8 protein-coding genes and 7 pseudogenes are annotated in these 12,865 nt (G+C 63.4%); 7 read left to right on the top strand and 8 right to left on the bottom strand.

Going from position 1 to position 12,865, the window contains the following annotated elements; translation table 11 throughout:
• Nucleotides 1–32 precede the first annotated feature (32 nt).
• From HNP02_RS37190 to HNP02_RS37180, 3 genes and pseudogenes are all read left to right on the top strand, one after another.
• Nucleotides 33–173, top strand: a pseudogene (locus tag HNP02_RS37190) (NAD(P)-binding protein); the annotation flags it as partial.
• A gap of 25 nt (nt 174–198) precedes the next feature.
• A pseudogene (locus tag HNP02_RS37185) lies at nt 199–567 on the top strand (thiamine pyrophosphate-dependent enzyme); the annotation flags it as partial.
• A 413-nt stretch (nt 568–980) separates the two neighbouring features.
• Nucleotides 981–1,283: a sigma factor gene (locus HNP02_RS37180; RefSeq protein WP_184445667.1), complete on the top strand. Its 303-nt coding sequence runs from the start codon at nt 981–983 to the stop codon at nt 1,281–1,283.
• A 249-nt stretch (nt 1,284–1,532) separates the two neighbouring features.
• On the opposite strand, the gene HNP02_RS37175 is transcribed toward HNP02_RS37180, so the two are convergent.
• The 7 genes and pseudogenes from HNP02_RS37175 to HNP02_RS37145 all read right to left on the bottom strand — a co-directional run bounded on the left by HNP02_RS37175 (nt 1,533) and on the right by HNP02_RS37145 (nt 7,881).
• Complete coding sequence (locus HNP02_RS37175) at nt 1,533–2,531, bottom strand: D-cysteine desulfhydrase family protein (RefSeq protein ID WP_184445666.1); 999 nt, start codon at nt 2,529–2,531, stop codon at nt 1,533–1,535.
• 79 nt (nt 2,532–2,610) lie between these two features.
• A pseudogene (locus HNP02_RS37170) lies at nt 2,611–3,623 on the bottom strand (hypothetical protein).
• Between the two features lie 70 nt (nt 3,624–3,693).
• A pseudogene (locus HNP02_RS43330) lies at nt 3,694–3,968 on the bottom strand (glycerate kinase); the annotation flags it as partial.
• Between the two features lie 352 nt (nt 3,969–4,320).
• Complete coding sequence (locus HNP02_RS37160) at nt 4,321–4,848, bottom strand: cupin domain-containing protein (protein ID WP_184445664.1); 528 nt, start codon at nt 4,846–4,848, stop codon at nt 4,321–4,323.
• A 158-nt stretch (nt 4,849–5,006) separates the two neighbouring features.
• Nucleotides 5,007–5,135: pseudogene (locus tag HNP02_RS37155) on the bottom strand (short-chain dehydrogenase/reductase); the annotation flags it as partial.
• 45 nt (nt 5,136–5,180) lie between these two features.
• On the bottom strand, nt 5,181–6,494 hold the full coding sequence (locus HNP02_RS37150) for an IS256 family transposase (RefSeq protein WP_184445663.1): 1,314 nt from the start codon (nt 6,492–6,494) through the stop codon (nt 5,181–5,183).
• Between the two features lie 94 nt (nt 6,495–6,588).
• Nucleotides 6,589–7,881, bottom strand: coding sequence for an MFS transporter (locus HNP02_RS37145; RefSeq protein WP_309241829.1), 1,293 nt, complete (start codon nt 7,879–7,881; stop codon nt 6,589–6,591).
• A 349-nt stretch (nt 7,882–8,230) separates the two neighbouring features.
• Here HNP02_RS37145 and HNP02_RS37140 point away from each other — a divergent pair.
• Nucleotides 8,231–8,444: pseudogene (locus HNP02_RS37140) on the top strand (transposase); the annotation flags it as partial.
• Between the two features lie 417 nt (nt 8,445–8,861).
• Here HNP02_RS37140 and HNP02_RS42335 read toward each other — a convergent pair.
• A pseudogene (locus HNP02_RS42335) lies at nt 8,862–9,410 on the bottom strand (transposase); the annotation flags it as partial.
• Between the two features lie 317 nt (nt 9,411–9,727).
• Between HNP02_RS42335 and HNP02_RS37130 the strand changes: the two are divergent.
• The 3 genes from HNP02_RS37130 to HNP02_RS37120 all read left to right on the top strand — a co-directional run bounded on the left by HNP02_RS37130 (nt 9,728) and on the right by HNP02_RS37120 (nt 12,727).
• Nucleotides 9,728–10,432 (top strand): TetR/AcrR family transcriptional regulator, encoded by a 705-nt coding sequence (locus HNP02_RS37130; RefSeq protein WP_221318439.1) that lies wholly within the window; start codon nt 9,728–9,730, stop codon nt 10,430–10,432.
• A 941-nt stretch (nt 10,433–11,373) separates the two neighbouring features.
• Nucleotides 11,374–11,841, top strand: coding sequence for a helix-turn-helix domain-containing protein (locus HNP02_RS37125; protein WP_184445660.1), 468 nt, complete (start codon nt 11,374–11,376; stop codon nt 11,839–11,841).
• 130 nt (nt 11,842–11,971) lie between these two features.
• On the top strand, nt 11,972–12,727 hold the full coding sequence (locus HNP02_RS37120) for an SDR family oxidoreductase (protein WP_184445686.1): 756 nt from the start codon (nt 11,972–11,974) through the stop codon (nt 12,725–12,727).
• The last annotated feature ends 138 nt before the right edge of the window (nt 12,728–12,865 follow it).

Raw genomic sequence — 12,865 nt, 5'->3', positions numbered from 1 at the left:
GGGCTATCGCGGGTCCTTCTAGCGTCACACACATGAGCAGGTCATCCGAGTTCGACTTCGTTTTCGTTGGCGCCGGACACAATGCCCTCATCGCAGCCTGCTATCTGGTTAAACAGGGTCGCAGCGTATGCCTGCTCGACCGTGGTCCGACGCCGGGCGGCTGGGTCCGCAGCGAGGAGTTGACGCGTCAAACTCGCACGGCCACAGCAGGTGGTTGTCAACATCATCGGCGACGGAGCATGGCACTACAGCCCGACGCCGGCCGCCCTCGGGTTCTCGCAGGAGTACGGTGTCCCGCTGCTCATCGTGCTGTGCAACAACCGGCAATACGCATCCCAAACGTGGAATGTGCTCAAGTACTTCCCCGACGGCGCCGCGGTAACCACACAGAATATTGCCGGCGACCTCATTGAACCCGCCCCCGACTACGTGAAGCAGGCCGAAGCCTACGGTGGGCGGGGGCAGCGGGTCCAGACACTCAGTGAGCTCACACCAGCGCTGCAGCGAGCCGTAGACGTCGTAGCGTCGGGTCGGACCTTCCTGCTCGACGTGGCTGTCAACCCGTGACGTCGATCACCGGGCAGGCGCGCGCATTGCAGGAAGGACAAAAGCCAGCTCGGTTCGGACGGTTTGGTCGACTGCCATCTCGTGCACTCGGTGCCGTCGCCAGCAAGACCTGTCGCGGCCGTCATTGCCGGCTGAGCGCAAGACTAACCCAGCTGCGTTCTGCAGGCGGGATGCGGTTTTGACGACGCGATGCGCTGACTTCCGATAGCGCTGAACGTGTCGGCAGTTGTTGACCGTTGTGAAGAGCGAACTGCCGTTGTCGCTCAACGCAATTGACACGGGTGGATGTCGGTAGAAGTCGCGCGGTGAGCTCAGTCCTGCCTGTCGCTCAATGTCGTGCACTGGTGAAGTGACGAGAGAAGAGGCCGATATCCATCAATGACGGCACCGACGGTCATGAACCGGCCGGCGAAATGTCGGAGACACGGTACAAGGCGTTTGACAGGTTCGATGAAAACACGCATGCCAAGGCTTGGTTGCTGACCATCATGCGAAATACGTGGATCTCCAGGCACCGCGCCGCAGTGCGCCGGCCAAGTGAGAGCCTGGTTGGTAACGCACAGGCTGTGCGTTGTCCTAGGCGCGCACATCACGGAGTCACGAAACATATAGCAGCACATTGCAACAGCGAACGCTCCGCGCTTTACCGGCAAGACTGCGTATTCGCTTTCGTCGCATTCGCCGCGTCGGTGCGTTTTGACGGGGGAGGTCATTGACACTGTTGCCGGCTCGGGTGTGGCGAACTCTCAGTCGCGCACCCGCCCGGGCCTGCTGCAACACCAATGAGATTGCGCTCGACGGGCCGGAGGGGGTACCGGTGGGTGTATTCGGCGGCTTGATGTGCCGGCATCGGCGTTGGCCCCAACTGACCGAGGTCCGGTCTGTCCCCGGTCACCGAGCTTTCCCCGCCGGGTTGCGTGGCGCGTATCCTCTGTCACCGGAAGCAGGTTCGTGGACGCGACGATCTACAACGCGAATTCGGCGATACCGGACTCGGCTCGGTCCACTGCTGGGACGTGGCCGAACAGGCCGGGCAATCCGCCGGTGTGAAGGAACGTTGTCACCTCGCCGGCGACGATGTCGCCGTCTTCCACTGCTGCGATGAGCCCGGCCATCGCGCGTCCGGTGTAGATCGGGTCAAGAATGATTCCCTCGGTTCGAGCGACCAGCGACATCGCCGCAGCCACCGGTTCGGTCAGATCGCTGTACCCGCTGCCCACGACATCACGGCGACATCGCAGTTCGGATTCGGTGATGGCAGAACCGCCGGCGTCAGTCGCGAAACTCGCCGCCGCGCGGAGCGGGTCGCTCATCGCTCCCGTATCGATACCAAGTACGGCGTGTGGTCCCAGTTCGGCAACCAGGCCCGCCATGGTGGCGCCGGAACCCAGAGCAACCACGACCGTGCTCAGGTCGGGTGTCTGCAGTCGCAATTCTCGGGCACATTCGATGTAACCCTGCGCGGCGATCGCGCTGGATCCCCCGAAGGGAATAGGTGCGGGATGGGCACCCTCATGGCGCAGTTGTTCAACGACTGCATCGACCGTGTCGTTCAGTCCCGCCTCATCGACATCGCCGGCCCAGGCGATTTGGGCGCCAAGTAGACCGTCGAGAACCAGATTTCCTGATCGAGAAGATCCGGGTGAGCCGGGGAAGACCAGGATCACCTTCAGCCCCAATTTGGCACCGGCGGCCGCAGTCAGACGTGCGTGGTTGCTTTGCGGCGCCCCGCTGGTAACGAGGGTGTCCGCTCCGTCAGCGATCGTGGCACCCACGGTCCATTCCAGTTTCCGGATCTTATTACCGCCTCCAGCGAGGCCAGTAAGGTCGTCGCGCTTGATCCATAGATCGTCGGGGCCAAGTCCAAGTGCTTGTGCCAGCCGAGGCGCTGGTTCGATCGGCGTAGGCCAGCTGCCCAAGGACACATGCCGGTTGCGGTGGCCGGGATCTTCGATGCTGGCCATGACGGTTCCTTCCCAATTGATCGTCGAGGTGTGGTCAGAAGAATGCGTAGCGACTCCGGTTCGGCGGTGAAACACCCACTCATCCACGGTGATTCAGGCGGGCCAGAAAGTTTCGGCTCTGGCTGAGCGAATCCGATGTAGCCGGATGGCGTGATAGCCCCCGACCAGGAGTATCGCCCAGAACGGAAGTGCGAAGATGGCGACTCGCTGTCCGTCGTCGAACCAGAGCAGGACGGTGACGAACGGGAGGAAGCCAAGCGACGCCCAACACAGGGGAGTGGCGAACGGCAGCCTGAAGCTGCTGGCGCGCGCCTGCGCGCAGTTCAACGCGGCGCCGGTACACAAGGTGGCAGGACACAAGGTGGCAGGACACGATGACACCCCATGCCCAGATGGCGCCGATCGCCGCCACCGACGTGACGTAGGAGAAGGCCTGCTCGGGCACGAGCGCATTGATCGGCACACCGACGGCCATCCCGGCGGCGGAGGCGATGATCGCCGCAGCAGGGACATGTTCACCGTTTGTCGTGCGGAAGTAGGGGGGAGCCAGACCGTCGTCGGCGAGCTTCTTGAGTAACCGGCCGTTGCTGTACCGCCCGCCGCTACACGATGACAGCGCCGATGCGAGTACAACGAAGTTCATCACGCTGGCGGCAGCCGGGATTCCGATCTGACCAAAGCCCTTCACGAAAGGGCTTTGGCCCGGTCCAAATTGGTCCCACGAGAACAGCGACAGCAACACCACAAGGGTGCCGATGTAGAAGATTGCGATGCGCCAGGGGATCGAGTAATCGCTCGGGGGATGACCTCGCCGCGGTTCTTGGTTTCCGCGGCCGTCATGCCGATCAGTTCGACGCCCCGGTAGGAGAAGATGACGATCTGGAAGGCAAGCAGCACAACGATCATCCCCTGCGGAGCGATGCCACCCTGCTGCCAAAGGTTGGCGATCCCGCCGGTCCTGCCGGCGTTGCCGATTCTGAAGACGAGGACTGCCGTTCCGCCAATGATCAGACTGAGGATAGTGGCGATCTTGATGCATGCGAACCAGACCTTGGCTTCGCGAAAGCATCCGACCTCCGCGAGATTGAGAATGAGGATTGCGGCTAGCGCCTGCGGCCGCCGCAGCAGCGATCAGCACGCCGGTGCCGTAAGTCGTCGCAGCTTCGGCGTTGGCCGGCGTCGGCGGACTCATGTGCAATCCGGTCGCGGTTGCGGTCTCCACCACCGCGATGCTGCCGTCCTCGGACAGGAGAAACGATCCCTCCATCGCCTGACCCAGGGGCCGGTCGTGGGAATCGTCATAATCCTGGCGGCCAAGACTTTAGGGACCACGTCGGCAGTACCCTCGCCGCCGTCCGCGAGTGCCACGATCAATGGATTCCCGCCGGCATCGCGCACACCGGCAGCAAGAGCATCAGCCACAACGTCGGCAGACATCGTGCCCTTGAATGAGTCTGGCGCCCCCACGACCGTCGGCAGGGCGGTCACGGTCGGGTTCGAGTCGTGAGTGGGAACGCCGATGAGTTTGCCATCGGGGCAGGGGCACACGCCGGAAAAGGCCGACTCCGACTTCGTCGAGGCTGCCGCGGCGGCGATCGCAAGCCTTGGGTTCTCGTCTTCGACCAAATTGCCAGTGCTGAAGCGATCAGCGCGGCGATGCCCGCAGCCGTTGCAATGAATTCCCAGCCGTGGCGGATCGCGGTCATGTCGATGCCAGCTTGGTAGATCATGGTCAGGACAGGAGGAATTGTCAAGACCTGTAGATGAGTGGCGCTCGCTGTAGCCGCGTTCACCCCTGCGGCCGTATCCCGACGGCAGCATTCTCTTCGGCTGTGCCCAGCGTGTAGCCGTATCTGGCTGCGGCGGCAACGAATTGGGCGAGCTCGTCAGCCGTTGGCGGCTGCAACGGTGCGCTGGTCGGGCGGCCGACTTCCTGGAAGAACCGTCCGAGCCGAACGGTGGTGATCACCAGCTCGATCGCCGGCTCGCCGGACACATTGCGGTGGGCGTGTGGGGTGCCGCCCGGTATGTGTACGTAATCACCGGCGTGGACGTCACGCCACTGCAGTCCCTGATCATCTTTGATCAGCACCTGCTGCGTGCCGGCAAGGAAGAAGAAGTCCTCGGGGTCGTCGTGGCTGTGCACCGGCACCGTCACCCCGGGCGGGACCACACCCCGCATGACGCAGAAGTGCGCGTCGGGATCGTCTGGTGGGATAAGGAATTCGACCGTTGGACCCAGGACGTCCCACACCTTGCGCGACGTTCCGTCTACGAGGCGGTCAAAAGTGATGCTGTTGTCACCCGCGATCTGCATGTACCCGTCCTTTTCCTTCACATAGGTCTAAACTTCCTTCACATAGGTGTAAACCGATGTGACGCTCGATTCATTCACTCTTTCCTTCACGTAGGTGTAAACCGATGTGACGCGCTGTCGATCTTCCGAGGTCGGACGGGATGCCCATCAATGCCTTAGCGCTCCCCGTAGGTGGTCGCCAGATCGGCCAGTTGCTCGGGGCGGCGAGCGGTCGCAGCGACCGCGTCACCTGTGTCGAGCGCAGCTCGGACCAGTTCGCGGCCCAACCCTCGCGACGACCCTGTGATGAACCAAACCTTGAGATATTGTCAATACTTGTCGATCAGCGATTTTCAGGCGACCTCCGATCCAGCGTTTGACGGCTCGATGTTTGATGTTTCGGGTGTGATGTCGATGGGACGTTCGAGTAGCTTGCCTTTGTGGAACGTCGCGCCGGCACGGACGAGGGCGACGAGGTGGGGTGCGTTGACGGCACGCCAGCGGGCTTGTGCGGCGTCGATCAGCTTGTAGGCCATGGCAATTCCGGCGGCGCGTGAACCCGGACCTTTGGTGACCTTGGTTCTCAAACGAACGGTGGCAAAAGTGCTCTCGATCGGATTTATCGTGCGCAGATGCACCCAATGCTCGGCCGGATACTTGTAGAACTCCAGCAGCACGTCGGCGTCGTCGACGATCTTCGTGACCGCCTTGGGGTACTTCGCACCATAGTCGAGTTCGAACGCCTTGATCGCGATCTGTGCCTTGTCGATGTCCTCGGCGTTGTAGATCTCCCGCATCGCCGCCAGCGCGCCGGGTTGCGCCGACTTCGGTAGCGCAGCAAGCACATTGGATTGCTTGTGCCACCAGCAGCGTTGCTCACGAGTGTTCGGGAACACCTCGCGCAGCGCCTTCCAGAACCCCAGCGCGCCGTCGCCGACTGCCAGCACCGGGGCGGTCATCCCGCGGCGGCGGCAACCGCGCAGCAGATCGGCCCACGACTCCGTGGACTCCCGATACCCATCGGTCAACGCGACCAGCTCCTTGCGGCCGTCGGCGCGGACACCGATCATCACCAGCAAGCAGAGTTTCTCCTGCTCGAGGCGAACCTTCAGGTGGATGCCGTCGACCCACAGGTACACGAAGTCGGTGCCCGAGAGGTCTCGCTCCTGAAATGACTTGGCCTCGTCTTGCCACTGGGCGGTCAGCCGGGTGATCGAGGCCGCCGACAGACCCGCCCCCGAGCCGAGGAACTGCTCCAGCGCCGCATCGAAGTCGCCGGTCGACAGGCCGTGCAGGTACAGCAGCGGCAGCACCTCGGTCATCTGCGGCGACTTACGCGCCCACGCCGGCAGGATCGCCGAGGAGAATCGTTGCCGTTCACCGGAATCCGGATCGACTCGCTTGTCGTTGATCCGCGGCGCCGCCACCCTCACGGCCCCCGCCGCGGTCAACACGTCGCGCTCGTGGTGGTAGCCGTTGGGGACCACCAGCCGCCGCCCGTTCTCGTCGACCTGATCGACGAACTGGTCGATGTAGGCGGCGACCTCGGCATGCAACGCCGCCGCCAACATCTGCCGGGCACCGTCGCGGACGATCTCGTCGAGCAACGACCCACCCGCCGTGCCGTTGTCGTTGGATGATTCCTGATCGTGAACTACCGTGAGCAAGGGCGTACCTTCCCGAACCAGCGCGTCAACGCCGGCTCTTGATCAGACCTACTAGGACTTTCAGATCATTCCCGGGAAGGTGCGCCCACTCACGTCACCTCGCCGAGAACCATCCACAGGTTCTGATCATTGCTCTCAGGACAGTGGTGCCCAAGACCGTGCCCAACTGGCGGGCGGTGTTGATCAGTGCGGATCCTGCGCCCCATTGGTGGGAGGGCAAGGCCAGGCCGGTAACAGCAGAAAGGCTGGGAAAGACCAATCCCACTCCGGCTCCAGTCAACAACTGACCCGGAAGAAAATCAGCGAGGTAGTCGGACTCTGGGCCCATCCGGCATAGCCAGACGACGATACCGACCACAAATAGGGAGGTTCCTGCCGCGGCAACCGCGCCGACACCAACCTTGCCGATCAGTCGACCCGCCACCGTCAGCGAGACAATCACCACGACAACGGGACCCGGCGACAGATGCAACCCGGCGACAGCCGGTGTATCGCCCCACACAGTGGTGAGAAACATGACGTTGCCCAGCAGCATCGCACCAAACGCCGCGGCGAAGAGCAACAGCGCAGCGCAACTGGACCACATCGGCACCACGCGGATAGCGGCGAGGTCGATTGCCGGCGACGGATGCCGCCGTGACCGCCATACCGCCAATGCCATCGCGCCTGCGGCGCTGAGAGCAGCGACGGTGACCCTCGCAGCGCTCCATCCGGCCCCGGGAAGTTCGATCAGTGCCCACACCAACGCTCCGACGCCAACCACAAGGCTCACGGCGCCGAACAGATCGGGAACCCCGGCGCCGACAGAAGTCGTCTTGGTCAGCACCCAAGGGCCGACGGCGAGGGCCAGCAGTCCCACCGGCATGTTGACGAAAAATATCCACCGCCAGGACAATTCGACCAGTAGTCCGCCCAGTGGTGGCCCTAGCGCCGCAGCCATCGCACCCACGGCCGACCAGGTGCCGACGGCCACAGCGCGCCGCGATGCGGGTACCGCGGCCATCAACAGCGCAAGCGAACTCGGCATGAGCATCGCGGCGCCGACTGCCTGAGCCACGCGTGAGGCGACCAACATAGGAAATGAGGTCGAAAGCCCGCAGGCCGCTGACCCGATCGTGAACACCGCCAGACCCCACAGGAACATTCGGCGGTGCCCGTACCGGTCGCCGAGCCGGCCAGCCGGATTGAGGAAGGCCGCGAATACAACGGTGTAGCCGTTGAGAATCCACGACATCGCACTGAGGTCAGCGCCACCGAACGCTCGGCGGATGTCGGGGAAGGCGATGTTGACGATGAACAGGTCCAAGCTGGCTAGAAATGCCGCCGCGGACACGACGAACACCGTCGCCGTCGAGGGCGTCCTCGATTCCTGCGTGGTCGCTACCACTTCATGCCTCGCGGTTGAGTTCGATGACCGGCCGACGGGGACATCACGGTCCGATGCTGAGTATCTCATACTATACTCAGATACATTCAGACGCCGAAGGCGCCAGACATGAGGTCATCGCACCGCGCACATCCCGTTGGCCAGTTTGAGCGCCTGAAATCAGTCCGTAAGCTCTCACGCGGTGAGGGAAGCCGCGAATTCTGGATGGCCGAAAAGGCCGGGTGCTCCGCCCGTGTTGATGAAGACCGTTGGATCGCCCGCGCTGATCAGGCCGTCGCGCACTTCGGCGATCAGGCCGACTAGACATCCCAGGGTCGCAACGTGTCAAGCCGCTGTGGCGGGTGTCGATGCGTTCAGCAAGCGCTCGTTGACCGACACCGACTACGTGTACGTGTGGGTCGACGGGATCCACCTCGAGGTCCATCTGGAGCAGGACAAGGTGTGCCTACTGGGTGATGATCGGGGTGCGCGCCGACGGCCGCAAGGAGCTCGTCGCTCTTGCCGACGGGTTTCGCGAGACATCGCAGTCGTGGGTTGATCTGCTGCAGTCGTGCCGCTGGCGCGACCGGTCGAATGTCCAGGCGAATTCGCCGCGCTGATAAGGCGCGCGCAGACCGCCGATTGAAAGCACCCGATCCACAAGTATTGACAATCGCTCCGAAGGACACCCGGCGGCGATCTGATATGGGAGGAATTTGTCAAGTGGGCAGGGTGAAGCGGCACCGCGGCCGTCGTCGTGGCCGCCGCTTCGTTGTCCGGATGAGTCCTCGGGGGCGTCGAGCGTGTCATGGCGGCGGGTGTCAAATCGGATATGCGCGGGTTGGTTACCGCAGGACGGGACTTCGAGTCGGAGTGGTCCGCTTGTCTAAAGGGCGAGCGTCATCAGTTGTCTAGCAACATGATTGCTCAAAGGTCGCACGCGGGTCACTCCCAGACGCTTGCCGTCACCACCGAGTTCTCATCCGGACAGTCATGGGGTACTACTCATCGAGGATGGCCAACGACCAGCACCAGCCAGCAAGTTCGCGGGCGATGGCCGCGTTGGCCACTCACTGCGCGTTTCTTGCGTACATCGAAACCAGCCCAGCGAGCATTCAAAGGTCGGTTGGCTGCCTGGCCCCGTGCCCGGGCTGCCGGGGACGCCGTCTCCCACCGCTTCCGCAGCTCGCGCCCTGGCCGGTACCGGGGTCGGTGCTGCCAGGCCGCTTCGACCAGCAGGCGACGGCCATTGCTGTTGCCGGCGTTGGTGACCCCGCCCTGGGAACGGGTCGCCCCCGAGGAATTCTCGGTGGGCACCACCCAAGGTAAGCGCCGATCGAGCGCCCGTTGAGGCGCTGCCAGTCTCCGATTTCGACGGCCAACCCGAACGCGGTCAGCGTGGAGACCCCGCGCACGCACCCCAGCCGAGTGACCACCGGGGTGAACGCTGAGTTGGCGGCCATGGCGGTGATCGCGGTATCGAGGCGCTCCCGCCGGTCCATGCATGCCAGCATGGCATCGAACGCGGCGTCGTAGGCTAGCTGCGGCCCGACGTGTCGTTCGTGATTTGTCTCACCGACGACAAAGCAATTGGGCGCGAGATCGGTCACGGGAGCGCAAAGGTGTCCGTGTTGGAACGGCGTGGTTTCGCCATCGTCGTCTCGAATCGCCGGCACGATCTCGATCGTCGCGGCCATATCGGGGTTCTGTGCGAAGTGGATCGTGGCGACCAGTATTTGCGGCCGGTCCAATGGGAACAACGCTACCGCGCACGCGATACTGCGGCCTCGGGGGCGGCTACGATCATCGCCGTGATCAGCCAACGGCCGATGATATCGTCGGAACCATGGCGCGCGTGTCGGCACCGTTGACCACGTCGGAGAAATTGCTCGATGCGGCCGCCGATCTGTTGCGCAAGGGTGGCGTGCACGCGCTCTCGACGCGCGCCGTTGCGGCCGCCGCCGGGATGCAACCGCCGGCACTCTATCGCCAATTCGGCGACAAGGACGGCCTAATCGAAGCCGTCACGCTGCACGTACTGGAGCGATATCTGTCGCAGAAGCGAGCCATACTCCAGCAATCCGACGATCCGGTCGCAGACCTTAGGCGCCTGTGGGACCTGTATGTGGCGTTCGGGTTCACGCACCCCGAATGCTTCGTGTTGATCTACGGGCAGGTGCGTGTTGCCAAGTCGTTGTCGACGGCTACCGACGCGACGATTGCCCTCTTGCAGGATGCGATTGCGCGAGTTGGCGATTACGGCAAGCTGCGGATGAATCTGGAGCGTGCCACCGCCCTCTTCCACTCTTGCGGTGTGGGTTTCGTGCTTACACAGCTCAGCATGCCGAAGGCTCATCGTGATCCTGAACTGTCGGACATCGCCCGAGAGAGCGCGCTGTCTGCCATCCTGATCACCGCCGGTTCGACGCGGCGGCGTTTCGCGGCGGCCCTGTCTGGGCGGGCGTCTGGGCTGCGAGCGGCTCTGCAAGACAACGGTTACGAGCCTTTGACCCCGGCCGAGGGTCAACTGATGGTGGAGTGGCTGAACCGGATAGCGAACAACGCGAAATGACGTCGATTCGGGTAATTGATCGGCTGCGACGTGCTGTCGGGTGAGCTGACGGCTGGCTGGGTCCGAACCAGAACGATATGCGCATCCCCTCGTCTACGGCTATTGGTTAGCCGGTGATGACAGAGGAAGCGTCTGAGGCGAAAACGTAAGGACCGAGCTGTTCTCGTTGGTTGCTCCAACGGCGCAGGCAGATTCGTGCCTTCACCCATTCGGTGATCGTCGGATTGTTGACCCGCCGGCCAACGCCGTCCTGCCGGTGAGGTCAACCAATGGCGGACATTTGGATCCCGTGGGGTCTTCCCAGTCCATCCTGCGGGATAGCTCGGCTGCTGGCACGCGCGGAGGCGGCCTCATGCCATCCTGTGCGGGCTCGGCCTTGGCGTCATCCGGTGAGCCTGATTCGACCGCCTCGGCCGATGTCTCGGGAGGCGAACCTGGGGCTGCGTCGAGCGGAATCGCGTTAGCCTCCCGCAGTAGCAGCTGCGTGATCAACGTCAATATCGCTGTGGCGATCAGATACAGACCCACGTAGGTGATGCCGTGATGGGCTGTGAGCCGCGCCGCGATGGAGAGTGCCACCGCGTGGCGCGGAGAATACCGCCGAGGCCGAAGCAGACCCCTGAGCCGGTCCACCGCCCCCGCCCAACCCCGCCGCGCCACCCACGATCGGGCCGGTCCGCTGACGCCGTAGCGGCTTGGGCTGCGTAACAAGTCGCCGCATTCCAACCATCTCAATTTCCCCGGTCAACCGCGGGTCCGTCCTTGTCGAGTGCGGGGCAATGGGGGAAGGTTGGCGCGCCCGGGTCCTAACGTGGCCGTGCGACCGGTCGGCGAGGCCAGCCAGACCCTGCTGTAGGCCCTCGCGTTGTCCGCGTCGAAATGGAATCGCAGTCGCTGGGTTCACATTGCAAATCCACTAGCCTGTGCATAACCTCGGAGGAATGAGAACGCCGCGGATTCCGGACCCCAGGGTTTGTTCGATCGATGCCGCGCTCAAGGTCATCGGTGAGAAATGGGCGCTGCTCGCGCTACGGGAACTGCTATTCGGAGCAACGAAGTTCGACGAGATCGTCTTCAACACCGGCGCACCCCGCGACGTGCTAGCCACCCGTCTGCGCTCGCTGGAGGAGGCCGGCGTGGTCGACAAGGACCAGTATCAGGAGAAGCCGGTGCGGTACGCCTACCGCCTGACAGAGTCCGGCCGAAAATTGTTCGACCTGCTTCATGTCATTCGAGACTGGGGGGACCAGCACGTGCGCGTCGACCCCGAGAATGTCGTCACATTCCACCATAGTTGCGGCGCGAAATTCACGCCTGAAATGCATTGCGCCGCTTGCGGAAAAGCGGTGGAGCCGGGTTCGATCACCTCCGAGCGCGACGTACACCGCTCCGATATCGCGATCGGCTAGTCCCTCCACGAGATGCCCGCTTGCCATGGCTCGGGCACCGTCGGCCAAGATGTGGGTTGCGTTTTCCAATCCACTATCTTATGCTCGTCTCAGGCGGCACCATCTGCCGCACCGGACAAGGGAGATAGCCATGACCGCATCCGACACTCCTCGAGTCGCACTCGTAACGGGCGCTGGGCAAGGAATCGGACGGGCCGTCGCCCTCCGCTTGGCCGGCGACGGCTTCGATGTCGTAGTCAACGACATCGCAGGTTCCGCAGAAAAGGCGCAGGCAGTTGGCGCGCAAATCGAGGAGTTGGGCCGGCGCAGCGTAGTTGCGCTCGGCGACGTCACCGAAACAGACGACGTCAAGGCACTGGTCGAGACCGCGGCAACGCGTCTGGGACGGCTCGACGTTGCAGTTGCCAACGCGGGGATCGCCCGTGTCGAGTCGCTTCTCGACGCGACTGCCGAATCGTGGGATCAAACGTTTGCCATCAACACGAGAGGCGTTTTCCTCACCTGGCAGGCAGCGGCGCGCCAATTCATCGCCCAGGGCACGGGTGGCAAACTGATTGCTGCTGCGTCCCAGGCGGCCCACCGGGCTTCCGGCGATCTGCCGGCGTACTCGGCCAGCAAGTTTGCGGTACGCGGCCTCACGCAGGCAGCGGCACAAGCGCTAGCACCGCATGGGATCACGGCGAACTCCTATGCGCCCGGGATTGTGCGGACGGCGCTCTGGGACGGTGCACAGGAAGCGTTCGATGCGCTGTCCTCGACGATCCCGCTGGGCAGAGCTCAGGAACCGGAGGACGTCGCGGCACTGGTGTCGTTCTTGGCTTCGCGGGACTCCGACTACATGACCGGGCAAACCGTGATCAGCGACGGCGGCATGATCTTCGCTTAAGTCACGGCCCTGCAACCCTTTTACGATCCCGCGGAGGAGACATGACTTCCCTCGAACACCGTCTGCCGAAGAGGCCGTCATGAGCGGGCAAGCATCGGCATTCAGAGTCGGGACGGTGAGTACCGGTGGCCACGTCAC

It is taken from the genome of Mycobacterium sp. AZCC_0083 (genome assembly GCF_014202335.1).
Classification (GTDB): domain Bacteria; phylum Actinomycetota; class Actinomycetes; order Mycobacteriales; family Mycobacteriaceae; genus Mycobacterium.
Note: the sequence above shows the minus strand (reverse complement) of the source record. Positions and strands in the feature narration are given on the sequence as shown.